Raw genomic sequence first — 17444 nt, forward strand, 5'->3', positions numbered from 1 at the left:
AGTGCCAGCCGAGTTACCGGTGTGCCTGGGTGGTCACTTCAGCGCCCGTGTCGGTCCAGCCAAAAAACCGGCACACCTCGGCGCGCATGGCCAGGGTGTCGGTGCGGCCCAGGGCCATCAGCTCCTGGGTGTAGCCTGCTTCAAACAGCAGGTAGCTGGCCAGCGCCGCGCCGCGCACGTCGGCCATGTTCGATGTGACTCCCAAGGCGCCCAGCATGGTGCGCACAGGGCCTGGCAGGTCGCCCACGTGGCGGGCGGCCACGGCGTCCAGCCGCTGCGAGGGGGCGATCACTAGCAGCTCAATGGGGCGCAGGCTGCTGTGGGTGCGTTTTTCTTCAGGGATGAGCGACAAGGTCTGGTTAATGCGCTGCACCCGCTCCACATCCACCGCCAGCGCATCCAGAAAGATGTTGGACAGTGCGTGCCCCGCAATCTGCGCCAGCGTTGGATAGTTGGTCGTAGGGTTGGCGGCGGTGTCGCCCTTGGGCTCGTGCATGCGCCCGGCGCCGATGACGAGGACGCGCTCTGCCCCCAGGTGGATGGCGGGCGCGATGGGAGCGGACTGGCGCATGGAGCCGTCGCCAAAGTACTCGACGTGGTCGTCCACCTCGATGCCTTTGGCCGGGAAGATGAACGGAATGGCCGAGGAGGCCAGCAGGTGTTCGTGCGTGATGCGGTCACGCGCGGCCTTGCGCTGCGAGCGCACCCAGGGCTGCACAGCCTCGGCCGACTCAAAAAACGTGACGTGCTCGCCCGAGCTGTAGCTGGACGCCGTGACGGCCAGCGCCTTGAGGTGCCCCTTGCGGATGAGACGCGGCAGGCGCACCAGGGGCACCATCTTGACCAGCAGCTTTTCGAGCGGGGAGTTGTCCAGCAGCGATTTGGGCCGCATGCGACGCCAGCGGGCCAGGGCCCAGCCCAGCGAGACCAGCGTGAGCCAGCGCGCGCCGCTGCGCATCACGCTCAGTGAATCGGCGCCGTACACCTGGCTGGCGTGGAACTGTCGCCACACGCGGGCAATGCGGCGCACGGCGCGGTCAAAGTTGTCGGCCCCGCAGGCCAGCGCCGCTGCGTTGATGGCCCCGGCCGAGGTGCCGGTGATGATGGGAAAGGGGTTGGGCTGCTGCCCCGCGCCGCAGGCTTGGCGCAGGTCGGCGATGGCTTCGAGCACGCCCACCTGGTAGGCGGCGCGGGCGCCGCCGCCGGTCAGCAGCAGGCCGGTGGACGGGGTTTGGGGGGGCTCAGGCGGGGCGCGGTGGGTCATGTCGAAAACCGTTGGTGTGCAAGCGGGTCTGCCCGTGGGCCGTTACAGCGAACGGGATGCCCAAAGTGTGCTGCGCAGGGCCCCCGCTTTGGTTTGTGAAAACCCGTAGATGCAGTGGCATGGTGCGCCACTGCGTGGGGACTTGTCTCAGCCGAGCAACAGTGCCGCCAGGGCGGGGCCTTGCACGAGGGTGATGCCGTGGTCGCGGGCAAACAGGGCGGCGCTTTCGCTCACGCTGCCTTGGCCTGCTACATACAGGGCGCCCTGGGCGTTTTGGGCCTGCACGGCGTTGTACAGCTCGCGCAGGGGCTCGATGCCGTGCGTGGCGGCCTTCCAGCGCTTGGCGCTGACCAAAATGGTCTGTTCGCCCTTGGTCAGTCGCAGGTCCACCGGACCTTTGGACGCCACATTCACGTCAAACCCCTGACCGACCCAGGCGTGGGTGAGTGCCTGGGAGAAGGCGCTCCAGGGCATGGACTGGGTGCTGTCCAGCATCTGCTGCACCTTGGCCGCGCTGGGTGCGCGCAGCTGCCGCCAGGCCGCTATGCAGCCCACCACAAACAGCGGAAAACCGCTGAGCGCCCCGAGCACAAAGTATTCCGCAGGCAGCAAGGCCCTGGACACCAGTGCAATGGCCGCCACCAGCACAAAGCTGATCCACCACGGCGAGCGCAGCAGCAGGGCAAACAGGGAGTTTTCGGACATCTTGAATTTCACGGTGGCGTCTCGCTCAGGCGTTGGGGGGGATGCAGGCAACAGGGGCAATGGGTGCGCATTGTCGTGCAGGCGCAGGGGGTGGCGGGCACGTTGGTGTGGTTGCAACGGTGTTTCGGCTACCTAATTCCATTTCTAAATCACCCCTGACGTTGTTGCTTCGCCTTGCCGTGCTTCAGCACTGTCTGCGGCTTCGCGCCTAGTCAGGAATGATTTGGAAATGGAATATGAAGGTGCCTTGCCCCCAGTAAAAACCAGTGAAAGCCTCTTGGATAGACTAGCGGCCCCCACAGGAGTTATTTGAATGGCAGTCACCGAACAGGGCCTTTTGGCCGCACTCTCCAGCGTGCTGGACCCCCACACGGGCAAGGATTTTGTGAGCACGCGCGCCCTGCGCAATGTGCAGATCACCGGTGGCGACGTGGCGTTTGACGTGGAACTGGGCTACCCCGCCAAGAGCCTGGTGCCCGAGCTGCGCCGCAGCCTGGTGGCCGCCGCCAAGGGCGTGGCCGGGGTGGACAACGTGTCGGTCAACATCACCACCAAGGTCATCGCGCATGCCGTGCAGCGCGGCGTGCAACTGCTGCCCCAGGTCAAGAACATCATCGCTGTGGCCTCGGGCAAGGGCGGTGTGGGCAAAAGCACCACGGCCGCCAACCTGGCCCTGGCTTTGGCCGCCGAGGGTGCCAGCGTGGGCGTGCTGGACGCCGACATCTACGGCCCCAGCCAGCCCATGATGCTGGGCATCAACCGCCGCCCCGAGAGCGAAGACGGCAAGACCATGGAGCCGCTGGAGAACTACGGCGTGCAGGTCATGTCCATCGGCTTTTTGGTGGACCAGGACGAAGCCATGATCTGGCGCGGCCCCATGGCCACGCAGGCGCTGGAACAACTGCTGCGCCAGACCAACTGGAAGGACCTCGACTATCTCATCATCGACATGCCCCCTGGCACCGGCGACATCCAGCTCACCCTGAGCCAGCGCGTGCCCATGACGGGCGCCGTGATCGTGACCACGCCGCAGGACATTGCCCTGCTGGACGCCAAGAAGGGCATCAAGATGTTTGAGAAGGTAGGGGTGCCCATCCTCGGCATCGTCGAGAACATGGCGGCCCACGTGTGCAGCAACTGCGGCCATGTGGAGCACATCTTTGGCGCCGACGGCGGCAAGAAGATGGCCGCCGACTATGGCATGGACTACCTGGGTGCGCTGCCGCTGAACATGAGCATCCGCCTGCAGGCCGACAGCGGCAAGCCCACCGTGGTGGCCGACCCCGATGGCGAAGTCGCCCAGATCTACAAGAAGGTGGCCCGTGACGTGGCGGTGAAGATCGCCCAGCAGGCCAAGGACTTTTCCAACAAATTCCCGACCATCTCAATCAGCAAGAACACCTGAGTTTTTTGCTATTGAATCTATAGCTGCTTGCGCTTATTGGTAGGGTGCTAGCGGCCTAAAAGCCTTTGAATCTATGAGCGGATCGCCCTTGCAAGAGGTCCCTGTGGTGGGGTTGCTGACCCCATGGCTTGGGTGGGCAAGCCGCGCTCCCTCTTTGTGCGCAGGCAAGGCGTAACCCCATGAACCTGCTCGCGTCCCTGCGCTATCTGGTGGCGCTGCACGAGCACCGGCACTTTGGCCGGGCAGCGCAGGCCTGCCACATCACGCAGCCCGCGCTCTCCAACGCCCTGCGGTCGCTGGAGGAAGAGTTTGGTGTGGTCATCGTGCAGCGGGGGCGCGCGTATGTGGGGCTCACGCACGAAGGCCAGGCGGTGCTCACCACCGCGCAGCGCATGCTGCGCGAGAGCGAGGTGTTGCGCCAGGAACTGAGCAGCTTGCAGGACATGCCCCGTGGCTGCCTGCGCATGGCATCTACCCCCACGGCGGTGCCGGTGCTGTCACGCTTTGCGGCGCTGCTGCAGGCCCGCCACCCAGGCATCGCCTCGGTCGTGCTGTCGATGAGTTCGCTGGAGCTGGAGCAGGGGCTGGAAGATCTCTCCATCGATCTGGCGGTGGGTTACAGCGAGCGCATGCAGGCGCAGCGTGCCAGCCTGCGGTCCTGGCCGCAGTGCACAGAGCGCTATTACCTGCTGCGCCGGGCGGCCGAGCCTGCCCCCGATCACCTGCGCATCGGGGCGCCCATGGCATGGCGCGATGCAGGGCAGTTGCCGCTGTGCCTGCTGACGGCAGAAATGCACAACCGTTTCATCATCGACCAGGCCCTGGGCGAGGCGGGTGCACCTGTGGTGCCAGCCATTGAGACGAATTCGGTGCTGACCCTGGTGCTGAGCGTGGCGGCGGGCCAGGTGTGCAGCATTTTGCCCAGCGCCATGGTGGCTGCCGTGCGCAGCGAGCGCGGCCTGGAGGCGCTGCCCCTGGTGGGGCCTGATGTGCGCACTCCCATTGGCTTCATGACCCAACGCGGGCCCCGCACTTCGCGGGCGCTGGAGGCGGCGCTGGCGCTGTTGGAATCCCCCGAGTGGCAAGCGCAGTTGAGCGACCACTGTGGAGACCTGGCGCACTAGCCCGTGCTTGGGCCGTTACTGGGAAACTTGGCTATGCACCGTGCTGCATACATTCGCCGTATGAATCAAGCGATGCTTTGATTTAATTTGACGCCCGGTTGCCGCTGTACTGAAACTCCACTCCTGATTTTGATTTGCATCAAGAAACAACGCCGTATTGGCGCGAAAGGGAGAGGGAATACATGACAGCTTCTACAGCAAGCGTGCCTTTGACTCAGGATGACTCGGCCGCGCCAGGTTTTCTGAGCAAAGAACGCATCATTGCCGGCCCTGGCTTTAACCGTTGGCTGGTGCCGCCAGCAGCCTTGGCCATCCACCTGTGTATCGGCATGGCCTACGGCTTTTCCGTGTTCTGGCTGCCGCTGTCCAAGGCGCTGCAAACGGCCGGCGCCGGTGCGGCCTGCGGCAAGGACGTGGGCTTTTTCACCCAGTTGTTCACCACGCAGTGCGATTGGACCGTGGCCACGCTGGGCTGGATGTACACACTGTTCTTTGTGTTCCTGGGCTGCTCTGCGGCCATCTGGGGTGGCTGGCTCGAGCGTGCGGGCCCCCGCAAGGCCGGGGTGGTGTCGGCCGTGTGCTGGTGCGGCGGCATGCTGCTTTCGGCCCTGGGCATCCACACCCACCAGTTCTGGATGATGATCCTGGGCTCGGGCGTCATCGGCGGCATTGGGCTGGGGCTGGGCTATATCTCGCCCGTGTCCACGCTGATCAAGTGGTTCCCAGACCGCCGGGGCATGGCCACCGGTATGGCCATCATGGGCTTTGGTGGCGGTGCCATGATTGGCTCGCCCCTGGCGGTGGAGCTGATGAAGTTCTTTGCTACTCCCACTGATGCGGGCGTGATGCAGACCTTTGTGGTCATGGCACTGGTGTACTTTGCCTTCATGATGGCCGGTGCCCTGGGCTACCGCGTGCCACCCAGCGGCTGGAAGCCTGAGGGCTGGACGCCGCCGGCCACGCTCACGGCCAACGCCATGATCACGCAGCGCCATGTGCATGTGAAGAAGGTGTGGGGCATTCCCCAGTTCTGGCTGGTGTGGGTGGTACTGTGCATGAACGTGTCGGCCGGCATTGGCGTGATCGGCATGGCCAGCCCCATGCTGCAAGAAGTGTTTGGCGGCGGTTTGGTGGGCATTGGCAAGAAGTTCACCGAGCTGAGCAAGGAAGAGCTGGCTGCCATCGCTGCTGTGGCCGGTGGCTTCACCGCACTGCTGTCGCTGTTCAATATTGGCGGCCGCTTCTTCTGGGCCAGCCTGTCAGACAAGCTGGGCCGCAAGCTCACCTACACCGTGTTCTTCGTGTTGGGCGGTTTGCTGTATTTCAGCATTCCTTCGTCGGCCGGTGCGGGCAGCAAGCTGCTGTTTGTGGGCGCGTTCTGCGTCATCTTGTCGATGTACGGTGGTGGTTTTGCCACAGTGCCCGCCTACTTGGCCGACCTGTTTGGCACGCAAATGGTGGGCGCCATCCATGGCCGCTTGCTGACCGCGTGGGCCACGGCGGGCATATTGGGCCCGGTGGTGGTGAACTACATGCGTGAGTACCAACTGGGCCTGGGCATTCCGCGCGAGCAGGTCTACAACCAGACCATGTACATCCTGGTGGGCATGCTGGTGGTAGGCCTGATTGCCAACCTGCTGGTGCGCCCCGTGGCCGACAAGCACTTCATGACCGATGCCGAGCTGGCCCACGAGAAGAAACTGGCCCACGACAAGGCCGTGGCTGCCGAAGTGGGCGTGGGTGGCAACAGCGCCGAGCGCACCAGCACCGCTGTGGTGGTGCTGGCCTGGCTGGCGGTGGGCTTGCCGCTTGCCTGGGGTACCTACAAGACACTGTTGAGCGCAGCCAAGTTCTTTCAGTGAATAACCTCGCGCGAGCCGTGGGCGCTGTTTGCAGGTGCCCGCCATCGCGCTGAGGTGGCAGTACAAGCAGTGATGTGGGCGCGCAGCAGGTTCCTCGCCTTGGGCGGGGCCTGCTGCAGCGCCTTTGGGTTTTCGTTCAGTCCGGGAGTCGGCGATGAAACAAGAAAAAATTGAGTTTTACAAAGGCCCAGCCGGTGGCTGGGGCGCTTTGAACAGCGTGAAGAACACGCTGCTTCGCCAGGACATCCCCCTCAAGGGCGCGAAGACCTTGCTGTCGGCCAACCAGCCCGATGGGTTTGACTGCCCCGGCTGTGCCTGGCCCGATCGCAACCACGCATCGACCTTCGAGTTTTGTGAGAACGGTGCCAAGGCCGTGGCGGCCGAAGCCACCGAGCGCCGCGCGGGGGCGGAGTTTTTTGCCCAGCACACCGTGGCCGATCTGCAGACGCAAAGCGACTTCTGGCTGGAAGACCAGGGGCGCTTGACGCAGCCCATGGTGTACGACGCGCCCTCAGACCGCTACCAGCCCATTGCCTGGGATGACGCGTTTGCGCTGATCGCACGCCATCTCAACGCGCTGCCAGATCCGAATCAGGCGATTTTTTATACCTCGGGCCGCGCCAGCAACGAGGCTGCGTTTTTGTACCAGTTGTTCGTGCGCCAGTACGGCACCAACAATTTTCCTGATTGCTCGAACATGTGCCACGAGCCCAGCGGCAGTGGCATGCGCCCGCAAATTGGGGTGGGCAAGGGCACCGTCACGCTGCACGACTTTGAGTGCGCCGACGCGATTTTCATTTTTGGACAGAACCCTGGCACCAACCACCCACGCATGCTGGCCGAACTGCGCGACGCCCACAAGCGTGGTGCGCGCATCGTGAGCTTCAACCCCCTGCGCGAGCGGGGCCTTGAGCGCTTTGCCGACCCGCAAAACAAGATGGAGATGGCAACCCTGGGCTCATCGCCCATCAGCACGCACTACTTTCAGTTGCGCGTGGGCGGCGATTTTGCAGCCGTCAAAGGCATGATGAAGCATGTGCTGGAGCAGGAAGACCAGCGCGGCGGGGTTTTGGACCACGCTTTCATTGCCGAGCACACCACGGGCTTTGAGGCACTGGCCGCCGACTTGCGGGCCGAGTCGTGGGCGCTGCTGGAGCAGGAGTCGGGCCTGACCGAGGCGCAGATCCGTGCGGCGGGCGACATCTACATCGGTGCCAAGAACGTGATCGCCTGCTGGGGCATGGGCATCACGCAGCACAAGTATTCCGTGGCCACCATCCAGGCCATCGTGAGCTGGCTCATGATGCGCGGCAATGTGGGACGCGAAGGCGCGGGGCCTTGCCCGGTGCGCGGCCACAGCAACGTGCAGGGCGACCGCACCATGGGCATCTGGGAGAAGCCGCCCGCCGCCTTGCTGGACAAGCTGCGCGATGTGTTTGGCTTTGAGCCGCCGCGCAAACCCGGTGTGGACACGGTGGAGGCGATTGGCCAGATGCTGGCGGGGCAGGGCAAGGTGTTTTTTGCGCTGGGCGGCAACTTTGCCGCCGCCACGCCAGACACCTACGAAACCTGGAAAGCCCTGCAGCGCTGCGACCTCACCGTGCATGTCACCACCAAGCTCAACCGCAGCCATCTGGTGCATGGGCGCGAGGCGTTGATCCTGCCGTGCCTGGGCCGCACTGAGATTGACATGCAGGCCAGTGGCGCGCAGGGTGTGACGGTGGAGGACTCGATGAGCATGGTGCACCTCTCTATGGGCATCAACCCACCAGCGTCGGAGCACCTGTTGTCTGAGCCTGCCATCGTGGCCCGGCTGGCTGCGGCCACGTTGGGCGGGCGCAGCAACACGCCCTGGCTGTGGCTGGTGGAAGACTACCGCCGCATCCGCGACCTGATAGAGCAGGTGTTCCCCGATTTCAAAGACTTCAACACCCGTGTCGCAGCGCCTGGCGGATTCAGGCTGCGCAACACGGCCAGCGAGCGGGTATGGGCCACGGCTTCGGGCAAGGCCAGCTTCTACACGCACCCTGTGCCCCGCGATACGCCTTCGCATCTGGCGCGCGAGCGGGTGCGCGACACGGTGGTGTTCACCTTGCTCACCACCCGTTCGCACGACCAGTACAACACCACCATTTACGGCATGGACGACCGCTACCGTGGGGTCTATGGCCAGCGCCGCGTGGTGTTCATACATGCCGAGGACATTCGCGAGCTGGGCATGAAGGACGGCGACTGGGTGGACATCCAGACGCTGTGGAGCGATGGGCAAGAACGGCGGGCGGATCGGTTCAAGCTGGTGGCGTATGACATTCCTCGCGGCAATTTGGCTGCGTACTACCCCGAGACCAACCCGTTGGTGCCCTTGACGGCGGTGGCCGACCTTGCCGGAACGCCTACCTCCAAATCCATTCCGGTGGTGCTGGTACGGCATTTGGCTGCAATCGACGCAGATGCAGGGGCCGAGAGTGGCGCAACGGGCGCCGCTGCAGGGGCGTTGGCTTGACGCACAGACCCACCGATCCCCTGGCCTGCCAGATTTTGCAGATGCTGGCGGCCGAGCAGACCCCCGTGTCTTTGCCCCGCCTGGGCAAGCAATTGGGGCAGAGCGGGAGCGTGCTCATGCGCCAACTGGCCGTCATGGGCTCTGCGTCCATTGGCGGACAGGCAGGGCCAGGGTGGGTGGATCTGCGCCAGGAAGATGGACGCTGGGTGGCGCGAATCACCCCGCACGGTCTGGAGGCTGCCGCCCTGGTTGCCGACGCACCGGGCGCGCCGCCAGTGCAGGAGCTGGTATGAGCGCGCAGATGGGCATGGGCATAGAGGCCGGGTTGGCGTGCCTACCCCACGATGCCGAGGCCGCATTGGCCCTGCCCGTGGTGCATGAGCGCACGGTGCGCGTGTTTGGCGAAGCGGGCTTGCCCGCAGACGGTGCGCAGCGCCCAGATTGGTTGGCGGCAGAAGTCCCTGTGGCCATGGTGTTCAACGGTGTATCGCACGCCGTGATGATGGCCACGCCGGACCAACTGGAAGCGTTTGCCTTGGGCTTTGCGTTGAGCGAGGGCATTCTGGACCGCGCTGACGATTGCCGTGGCATGGAGGTGCATTGCGTGGATGGCGCGACGGCAGTGTTGCCGCCCGGTGTCTCGGCCGTCGAGGTGCGCATGGACATTTCTGTGCGCTGCTTTGAGCGTCTGAAGCAGCGCCGCCGCAGCATGTCAGGCCGCACAGGCTGCGGTGTGTGCGGCGTGGAAAGCCTGGCCGCGCTGGACATGACCCCGGAGCGCCTGCCCGCCAAACCTTGGATGGCGCAAGTCGATGCCGCCACGGTGCTGCGCGCCTTTGACGCACTGCAGCAGCAGCAGTGGGTCAACGCCCAGGCGGGCTCTTTGCACGCCGCCGGCTGGGCCAGCCTGGACGGGGCGCTGTTGGCCGTGTGCGAAGACGTGGGGCGCCACAACGCGCTGGACAAACTCATTGGCGGATTGGCGCGCGATGGGTGCTTGCAGGAGCCCGGCTTTGTCGTGCTCACCAGCCGTGGCAGCCATGAGCTGGTGCGCAAGTGCGCCCGCGTGGGCATTAGCGCCCTGGCCACCATATCCGCCCCCACAGCCACAGGGGTGCAATTGGCCGAGCTGGCTGGTGTCCGCCTGTGGGGCTTGTGCCGCTCGCCACGGGCCGTTTTGTACGCTGCTGGCGCTTAAAAAGGACTGTTAGGCCATCTGCGACCATGGGGCATTGGCCCGGCGTTACAGTTCGGCCATGCAAACACGCCCTGTTTTTCAAGTTGCGGTCATCATGCGCCGCGAGCAATTGGACAACCGTTGGCAGCCCTGGCGGTGGGTGCTGGAAGACGTGGTTCCCCAGGAGCCCGCGTTTGGAACGGCACCGCGCCTGCTGCGGCAAACCGATGAGGTGGCGCAGTGGCTCTTCCCCGGCTTCTCCGTGGAGTTGTTTCGCGATGATGCCGAGGGCTATCACCTCAACGCCACGTCTCCCGCGCCCTGCTGGTTTGTGCTGTGGCGGCTGGACGAGGAGCCCGCCGAGGGCGCAGACAGTGCGCAGCGCCTGGCACGCCCGGTAGAAGTCAGCCTGAGCTACCACGACGCAGGGCGCTGGCTGGATGCGCAAGAGACCGCTGAGCAGGTGCCCGTGCCGCCTGAGGTTTTAGCCGCCTTGCAGGCTTTTGTGGCCGAGCACTACCAGCCCGAGCCTAAGCGCCGCAAGCGGCCCGACAGTTTTCAGCCGCTGCAGGATCGCTTTGGCAACCCTGCATCGGTCAGCACCGAAAAGCACCGAGGGGGTGGTGGCCGTGGCTGACGGGTTTTTGGGTCGCTGGTCGCGGCGCAAGCAGGAGGTGCGTGAGGGCAAGCCCCTCCAAGAGCCGGAACCACCGCGTCCAGCGCCGCCTGTGCAGGCGGCGCATGCCGTGGGTGTGCCCCCAGCGGCGGTCACGCAGCAGGCCGCGCAGCCCGCTGCCGCAATACCTGAGCCCGCTCCGTTGCCCACGCTGCAAGAGGCGCAGGCCCTGTCCATCGAATCCGACTTCAAGCCTTTTGTGGGCCGCGCTGTAGCGCCAGAAGTGCGCAACACGGCGATGAAAAAACTGTTTACCGACCCGCACTTCAATGTGATGGACGGGCTGGACATCTACATCGACGATTACACGCAACCCGACCCGCTGCCAGCGGCGATGCTGCGCCAGATGGCCAGCGCGCAATTCATGGGCTTGGTCGACCCCGAGCCTGAAAGTCCGCAGATGGCGGTGCAGCAGCCTTTGCCCGAAGCGGCAGATGCCCTGAAAGACCCCGCGTCCGCACCGCAGACAGAGGGTGATCTGGCGGAATCGGCACAAGACGTGGCACAGTCTGGGGTATGCACAGCCATTCCTAGCCCGCTTGGGGCGGTACCTGTGGGCTCAGAACCAGAGCCTGGGGTGTCAGCACCAGCCAGCCACCCAGAACATGACCACGCTCATCTGCGATTGCAACCAGACGATGCCGTTGAACGCCCAGGCCCTGGGCGCAGCGCTTCGTGAAGACCTGACCCTCCACTCCACCCTTTGCCGCAGAGAGGCGGGCGCTTTCACCCAGGCTATCCGCTCTGGCGAGGACGTGGTGGTGGCCTGCACCCAGGAGCAGCGCCTGTTTGCCGAGCTGGGCCAGCAGACCGAAGGGGCGCTGTCGCCCATCCGCTTCGTCAATATCCGCGAAACCGGAGGTTGGAGCCGTGACGCAACCAAGGCTGGCCCGAAGCTGGCTGCCTTGCTGGCCGCCGCCCATTTGCCCGAACCGCCGCCCGTGCCGGTGGTCACTTACAAGAGTGCGGGGCGCTTGCTCATCATTGGCCCGCTGGATGCAGCCGAGCAGGTGGCTGCCCTGGTGTCCGATGTGTTGAACGTGACCCTGTTTGCGCAAGGCCCCGGCCAAGCTGGTGGCGCGCAAGAGCGGCGCTACCCCGTGCTGGCTGGGCGCATCGAAGCCCTGACGGGCTGGCTTGGCGCCTTTGAGCTGCGTTGGCGCGATGACAACCCTATCCAGCTCGACCTGTGCACCCGCTGCAACGCGTGCGTGGCGGCCTGCCCTGAGAACGCCATTGGGCTTGACTACCAGGTGGATCTGTCTGCCTGCCAGTCGCACCGCGACTGTGTGAAGGTCTGCCAGGTCGCCGGCGCCATCGATTTTCAGCGTGCTGCCTCGCCTGAGACGGCCCAGTTTGACCTGGTGCTGGACATGCGCCGCGCCGACGCCACGCCTACCTTTTTGCAGCACGCGCCGCCGCAAGGCTACCTGCGCAGCGACGGACGCGATGTGGCCACAGTGCTCAAACTGCGCGAGATGGTGGGGGAGTTTGAAAAGCCCAAGTTCTTTGAATACAAGCAAAAGCTCTGCGCCCACAGCCGCAACGCCACGGTGGGCTGCAATGCCTGCGTGGACATTTGCTCGGCCGAGGCCATCAGCAGCGACAAGGCCCGACAGCGCGTGGTCGTCAATCCCAACCTGTGCGTGGGCTGCGGTGCCTGCACCACCGTGTGCCCTACCGGGGCGATGACCTACGCCTACCCGCCTGCGGCAGAGCAGGGCCAGCGCTTCAAGACTTTGCTCTCCACCTACGCCGCTGCAGGCGGCAAGGATGCGGTGCTGCTGCTGCACAGCCAGGAGCGTGGGCAAGCGCTGGTGAACGAGCTGGGCCGAGCCGCGCAGCTCAAGGTGGCCCACGGCGTGCCCGCCCATGTGATCCCGGTGGCGCTGTGGCACACGGCCAGTACCGGGGTGGACTTGTGGCTCAGCGCCGTGGCATACGGTGCTGCGCAGATTGTGCTGCTGGTGACCGACGAAGAAGCCCCGCAGTACCTGGACGGCCTGCGCGCCCAGATGGAGGTAGCGCAGCGCCTGCTCAATGGCCTGGGCTACACAGGCACCCACATGCGCATGCTGGAGGCCAAGCACCCCACCGAGTTGGACGCCGCGCTGCAAACGCTGGGCCAGACCCGCCAGAAAACCCCCGCAGTAGTGGCCCGGTTTGCCGTGGCGCAGGAAAAGCGCAGCACGCTGGAGATGGCGCTGGACCACCTGATCGAGCAGGCCCCCATGGGCGCTGCCGCCTTGCCCGCTGCCATAGAGTTGCCCGCCCAGGGCTCGCCGCTGGGTGCCATCACGGTCAACAAAGACCGCTGTACCCTGTGCCTGAGCTGCGTGAGCGCCTGCCCAGCCAGCGCCCTGCAAGACAACCCCCAAATGCCGCAGCTGCGCTTTCTGGAAAAGAACTGCGTGCAATGCGGCCTGTGTGAGACCACCTGCCCTGAGAACGCCATCACCCTGCAGCCACGCTTGCTGCTGGCGCCTGAGCGTGCGCAGCTGCAGGTGCTCAACGAGGCCAAGCCCTGGGCTTGTGTACGCTGCAGCAAACCCTTTGGCACCGTCAAAGCCATTGAAGCCATGCTGGGCAAGTTGGCCGGGCACGCCATGTTCCAGGGGGAGGCGCTAGAGCGCCTGAAGATGTGCAGCGACTGCCGCGTGATCGACCTGTATTCCGCCCAAAACGAATCGAAAGTGACCGACCTGTGAGTGCTACTGCCTCTTTGACCCTGCCCGGCAGCTCCGCGCTGGACGAAGAAACCGCCCGTGCCGAGCTGTACGGCGTTTTGGCGCAGCTGTACTACGCCGCACCCACCCCTGAGCTGCTGGCGGCTTTGCGCGTGGCCGTGACCGAAGCGCCCATGGAGGGCGGCTTTTTGCAAGAGCCCTGGCAGCAGCTGGTGGGCGCCGCGCGGGCGCAGGACGATGCAGCCATTGCCGCCGAATACGAGCGCTTGTTTGGTGGCGTGGGCAAGCCCGAGGTGTTTGTCTACGCCTCCCATTACCTGGCAGGCTTTTTGAATGAAAAGCCCCTGGCCCGCCTGCGCAGCGAGCTGGACCGCCTGGGCCTGGCACGCGACGCCACCATGCCCGAAACCGAAGACCACGTGGCCTACGTGTGCGAAGTGATGCGCTACTTGATTGCAGGGGACGACATGTCCGTCTGCAACCTGACGGAGCAACAGGGCTTTTTTGCAGCCCACGTGCTGCCCTGGGTGCCCGCCATGTGTGATGCGCTCGAGGCTCACCCCGCCGCCCAGTTTTATGCCGCTGTAGCCCGGCTTACCAGGGCCTTTGTGGCCGTGGAGTCGCAGGGCTTTGACATGTTGACCTGAGTGGAGGCTGTTTCGCCTCAGGCCTTGACATGGGGCAAAGCTCAAGTGCGCTAGTGGGGTTAGTGCTCGCCTCGTTGCGAAGCTGCCCTGGCTCGCTTAGACTCCCTATGCAATCCATTTCATAACTGCCAGCCCTCCTGGAGACAAGCATGCAGGACCGCCAGCCTTCTGACCGTGTGGCCAATGCCACCACGGCTTCTTCCTCTTCTTCCCGCCGCAGCTTTTTTGCAGGCGCCGCCGCCGTGAGCGCGGGCGCTGCGGCTGTGGCCGTTCTGCCCCGTGTCGCTCCGTCCGAGGTCGTGGCCGCAGAGCCCGCCCGCGTTGCGCCTGAAAAGGGAGGTGGCTACCACCTCTCTGCGCACGTCAAGCAGTACTACAAAACCACCCAACTTTGATTTCGGGGCGCACCATGTTGCTCACTAAAAAGTCTGCGCATGCACCCCAGGGTGCATCGGCATCGTCTCCTTTCGTTCACAGCCTGCGCCGCGGCTTGGCCCAGGCGTTGCCTACCATGGACCGCCGCTCGTTCCTGCGCCGCTCCGGCCTGGGCGTGGGGGTGGGCATCGCGGCATCGCAGCTCACGCTGGTCAAAAAGTCCCAGGCGGCCGAGGGCGCCAAGGTCGGCATTGGCGACAGCAAGATCGAAGTGCGTCGCACCGTGTGCTCGCACTGCTCGGTGGGTTGTGCTGTCGATGCGGTGGTGGAAAACGGCGTGTGGGTGCGCCAAGAACCCGTGTTTGATTCCCCTATCAATCTGGGTGCCCACTGCGCCAAGGGCGCGGCGCTGCGTGAACACGGCCACGGCGAGTACCGCTTGCGCTACCCGATGAAGCTCGTCAACGGCAAGTACGAGCGCATCAGCTGGGACACCGCGCTGACCGAAATCACCGACAAGATGAAAGAGCTGCGCCAGGCCAGCGGGCCAGACAGCGTGTACTTCATCGGCTCGTCCAAGCACAACAACGAGCAGGCCTACCTGTTGCGCAAGTTTGTCAGCTTCTGGGGCACCAACAACTGCGACCACCAGGCCCGCATCTGCCACTCCACCACGGTGGCGGGCGTTGCCAACACCTGGGGTTATGGCGCCATGACCAATTCGTACAACGACATGCAAAACGCAAAGGTCGCTCTGTACATTGGCTCGAACGCCGCCGAAGCCCACCCGGTGAGCATGCTGCACTTGCTGCACGCCAAGGAAACCGGTTGCAAGGTCATCGTGGTGGACCCGCGCTTTACCCGCACGGCGGCCAAGGCCGACGAATACGTGCGCATCCGCTCGGGCACGGACATTCCCTTCCTGTTTGGGGTGCTGTACCACATCTTCAAAAATGGCTGGGAAGACAAGAAGTACCTGCACGACCGCGTCTATGGCATGGACAAGGTGCGCGAAGAAGTCCTGGCCAAGTGGACACCCGACAAGGTGGAAGAAGCCTGCGGCGTGAACGAGGCCACCACATTCAAGGTCGCCAAGATCCTCAACGAAAACCGCCCTGGCACCATCGTGTGGTGCATGGGCCAGACGCAGCACACCATTGGCAATGCCATCGTGCGCGCTTCGTGCATCTTGCAACTGGCGCTGGGCAACATCGGCAAGTCGGGCGGTGGCACCAACATCTTCCGCGGCCACGACAACGTGCAAGGCGCAACCGATGTCGGCCCTAACCCCGATTCGCTGCCGGGCTACTATGGCTTGGCCGAAGGCGCTTGGAAGCACTTCGCCACGACCTGGGGCGTGGACTTCGAGTGGATCAAAAAGCAATACGCATCGCCCGCGATGATGACCAAGAACGGCATCACCGTCTCGCGCTGGATCGACGGTGTGCTGGAGAAAAACGAGCTGATCGACCAGGACAGCAACCTGCGCGGCGTCTTCTACTGGGGGCATGCCCCCAACTCCCAAACCCGTGGCCTCGAAATGAAACGCGCCATGGACAAGCTGGACCTGCTGGTGGTGGTGGACCCCTACCCATCCGCCACAGCCGCCATGGCGGCCATGCCCGGCAAGGCAGAAGACCTGAACCCCAACCGCGCGGTGTACCTGCTGCCTGCGGCGACCCAGTTTGAAACCAGCGGCTCGTGCACGGCCTCTAATCGCTCCATCCAGTGGCGCGAGAAGGTCATCGAGCCGTTGTGGGAAAGCCGCTCTGACCACATGATCATGTACCAGTTCGCGCAAAAACTGGGCTTTGATAAAGAGCTGGTCAAGAACTACAAGATGCAGAAGGTCAAGGGCATGGACGAGCCCATGGTCGAGGACATCCTGCGTGAAATCAACAAGAGCGTCTGGACCATTGGCTACACCGGCCAAAGCCCCGAGCGCTTGAAGGCCCACATGAAGAACATGCACGTGTTCGATGTGAAGACCCTCAAGGCCAAGGGCGGCAAAGACAAGGAAACCGGCTACGACTTTGGCGGCGACTACTTTGGCCTGCCCTGGCCATGCTTCGGAACGCCCGAACTCAAGCACCCTGGCTCGCCCAACCTGTACGACACCTCCAAGCACGTCATGGACGGCGGCGGCAACTTCCGCGCCAACTTTGGTGTGGAGCGCAACGGCGAGAACCTGCTGGCCGAAGATGGGTCGCATTCGGTGGGAGCAGACATCACCACCGGCTACCCTGAGTTTGACCACGTGCTGCTGAAAAAGCTCGGCTGGTGGGATGACCTGACCGATGCCGAGAAGAAGGCTGCCGAAGGCAAGAACTGGAAGACCGACTCTTCGGGCGGCATCATCCGTGTGGCGATGAAGGTGCATGGCTGCCACCCGTTTGGCAACGCCAAGGCGCGTGCGGTGGTATGGAACTTCCCGGACCCCATCCCGCAGCACCGCGAGCCTTTGTATGGCACCCGCCCCGACATGATGGCCAAGTACCCCACGCACGACGACAAGAAGGCCTTCTGGCGTCTGCCCACCTTGTACAAGACCGTGCAAGAGAAGAACGTGGCCGACAAGGTGCACGAGAAGTTCCCGCTCATCCTCACGTCCGGCCGTCTGGTCGAGTACGAGGGCGGTGGCGAGGAAACCCGCTCCAACCCCTGGTTGGCCGAGCTGCAGCAAGAAGCCTTTGTCGAGATCAACCCCAAGACGGCTGCAGACCGTGGCATCCGCAACGGTGGCCGCGTGTGGCTGAGCTCGCCCACCGGTGCGCGCCTGAATGTGCAAGCGCTGGTGACCGAGCGCGTCTCGCCCGATACGGTGTGGATGCCCTTCCACTTCTCGGGCCGTTGGCAAGGCGCTGACATGCTGGCGCACTACCCCAAGGGCGCAGCTCCCTTGGTGCGCGGCGAGGCCGTGAACACCGCTACCACCTATGGCTACGACAGCGTGACCATGATGCAAGAAACCAAGACCACGGTGTGCAACGTGGAGAGCGCGTGAGCGCCCGCCACTGAG

The 17444-nt window shown here is 64.3% G+C and carries 14 protein-coding genes; 12 read left to right on the forward strand and 2 right to left on the reverse strand.

Annotation, left to right across the window (positions count from 1 at the left end):
- Window positions 1-13: 13 nt before the first annotated feature.
- Window positions 14-1264, reverse strand: coding sequence for a patatin-like phospholipase family protein (locus C8C98_RS14910; protein ID WP_121454912.1), 1251 nt, complete (start codon window positions 1262-1264; stop codon window positions 14-16).
- Window positions 1265-1411: 147 nt separating this feature from the next.
- Complete coding sequence (locus tag C8C98_RS14915; RefSeq protein ID WP_121456289.1) at window positions 1412-1969, reverse strand: restriction endonuclease; 558 nt, start codon at window positions 1967-1969, stop codon at window positions 1412-1414.
- 313 nt (window positions 1970-2282) lie between these two features.
- Here C8C98_RS14915 and apbC point away from each other — a divergent pair, with 313 nt between their 5' ends.
- The 12 genes from apbC (at window position 2283) to C8C98_RS14975 (ending at window position 17429) form a co-directional block, all read left to right on the forward strand.
- Window positions 2283-3374: an iron-sulfur cluster carrier protein ApbC gene (apbC, locus tag C8C98_RS14920; RefSeq protein ID WP_099740523.1), complete on the forward strand. Its 1092-nt coding sequence runs from the start codon at window positions 2283-2285 to the stop codon at window positions 3372-3374.
- Between the two features lie 179 nt (window positions 3375-3553).
- Complete coding sequence (locus C8C98_RS14925) at window positions 3554-4498, forward strand: LysR substrate-binding domain-containing protein (protein ID WP_121454913.1); 945 nt, start codon at window positions 3554-3556, stop codon at window positions 4496-4498.
- A 182-nt stretch (window positions 4499-4680) separates the two neighbouring features.
- Window positions 4681-6360 (forward strand): OFA family MFS transporter, encoded by a 1680-nt coding sequence (locus C8C98_RS14930; RefSeq protein WP_121454914.1) that lies wholly within the window; start codon window positions 4681-4683, stop codon window positions 6358-6360.
- A 154-nt stretch (window positions 6361-6514) separates the two neighbouring features.
- Complete coding sequence (locus tag C8C98_RS14935; protein ID WP_121454915.1) at window positions 6515-8863, forward strand: FdhF/YdeP family oxidoreductase; 2349 nt, start codon at window positions 6515-6517, stop codon at window positions 8861-8863.
- Window positions 8860-9156, forward strand: coding sequence for a hypothetical protein (locus C8C98_RS21915; RefSeq protein ID WP_199726675.1), 297 nt, complete (start codon window positions 8860-8862; stop codon window positions 9154-9156). Before C8C98_RS14935 ends, C8C98_RS21915 begins: the two co-directional genes overlap by 4 nt.
- On the forward strand, window positions 9153-10061 hold the full coding sequence (fdhD, locus tag C8C98_RS14945) for a formate dehydrogenase accessory sulfurtransferase FdhD (protein WP_121454916.1): 909 nt from the start codon (window positions 9153-9155) through the stop codon (window positions 10059-10061). Before C8C98_RS21915 ends, fdhD begins: the two co-directional genes overlap by 4 nt.
- 58 nt (window positions 10062-10119) lie before the next feature.
- Complete coding sequence (locus tag C8C98_RS14950) at window positions 10120-10677, forward strand: DUF3305 domain-containing protein (RefSeq protein WP_121454917.1); 558 nt, start codon at window positions 10120-10122, stop codon at window positions 10675-10677.
- A complete protein-coding gene (locus C8C98_RS14955) occupies window positions 10670-11395 on the forward strand; it encodes a DUF3306 domain-containing protein (protein WP_121456290.1) in 726 nt (241 codons plus the stop codon). Before C8C98_RS14950 ends, C8C98_RS14955 begins: the two co-directional genes overlap by 8 nt.
- A complete protein-coding gene (locus tag C8C98_RS14960) occupies window positions 11355-13424 on the forward strand; it encodes a 4Fe-4S binding protein (protein ID WP_121454918.1) in 2070 nt (689 codons plus the stop codon). Before C8C98_RS14955 ends, C8C98_RS14960 begins: the two co-directional genes overlap by 41 nt.
- Window positions 13421-14050, forward strand: a complete 630-nt coding sequence (locus C8C98_RS14965) for a molecular chaperone (protein WP_121454919.1) — start codon at window positions 13421-13423, stop codon at window positions 14048-14050. The genes C8C98_RS14960 and C8C98_RS14965 overlap by 4 nt, the downstream gene beginning before the upstream one ends.
- A gap of 149 nt (window positions 14051-14199) precedes the next feature.
- A complete protein-coding gene (locus C8C98_RS14970) occupies window positions 14200-14445 on the forward strand; it encodes a formate dehydrogenase (RefSeq protein WP_121454920.1) in 246 nt (81 codons plus the stop codon).
- A gap of 14 nt (window positions 14446-14459) precedes the next feature.
- On the forward strand, window positions 14460-17429 hold the full coding sequence (locus C8C98_RS14975) for a formate dehydrogenase subunit alpha (protein WP_121454921.1): 2970 nt from the start codon (window positions 14460-14462) through the stop codon (window positions 17427-17429).
- Window positions 17430-17444: the final 15 nt, after the last annotated feature.

This window comes from Acidovorax sp. 106, from assembly GCF_003663825.1.
GTDB lineage: Bacteria > Pseudomonadota > Gammaproteobacteria > Burkholderiales > Burkholderiaceae_C > Acidovorax.

Bases quoted from the DNA above. Each gene is read 5' to 3' on its own strand.
- C8C98_RS14910 (WP_121454912.1), bottom strand. From the start codon at position 1,264: ATGACCCACCGCGCCCCGCCTGAGCCCCCCCAAACCCCGTCCACCGGC.
- C8C98_RS14915 (WP_121456289.1), bottom strand. From the start codon at position 1,969: ATGTCCGAAAACTCCCTGTTTGCCCTGCTGCTGCGCTCGCCGTGGTGG.
- apbC (WP_099740523.1), top strand. From the start codon at position 2,283: ATGGCAGTCACCGAACAGGGCCTTTTGGCCGCACTCTCCAGCGTGCTG.
- C8C98_RS14925 (WP_121454913.1), top strand. From the start codon at position 3,554: ATGAACCTGCTCGCGTCCCTGCGCTATCTGGTGGCGCTGCACGAGCAC.
- C8C98_RS14930 (WP_121454914.1), top strand. From the start codon at position 4,681: ATGACAGCTTCTACAGCAAGCGTGCCTTTGACTCAGGATGACTCGGCC.
- C8C98_RS14935 (WP_121454915.1), top strand. From the start codon at position 6,515: ATGAAACAAGAAAAAATTGAGTTTTACAAAGGCCCAGCCGGTGGCTGG.
- fdhD (WP_121454916.1), top strand. From the start codon at position 9,153: ATGAGCGCGCAGATGGGCATGGGCATAGAGGCCGGGTTGGCGTGCCTA.
- C8C98_RS14950 (WP_121454917.1), top strand. From the start codon at position 10,120: ATGCAAACACGCCCTGTTTTTCAAGTTGCGGTCATCATGCGCCGCGAG.
- C8C98_RS14960 (WP_121454918.1), top strand. From the start codon at position 11,355: ATGCCGTTGAACGCCCAGGCCCTGGGCGCAGCGCTTCGTGAAGACCTG.
- C8C98_RS14970 (WP_121454920.1), top strand. From the start codon at position 14,200: ATGCAGGACCGCCAGCCTTCTGACCGTGTGGCCAATGCCACCACGGCT.
- C8C98_RS14975 (WP_121454921.1), top strand. From the start codon at position 14,460: ATGTTGCTCACTAAAAAGTCTGCGCATGCACCCCAGGGTGCATCGGCA.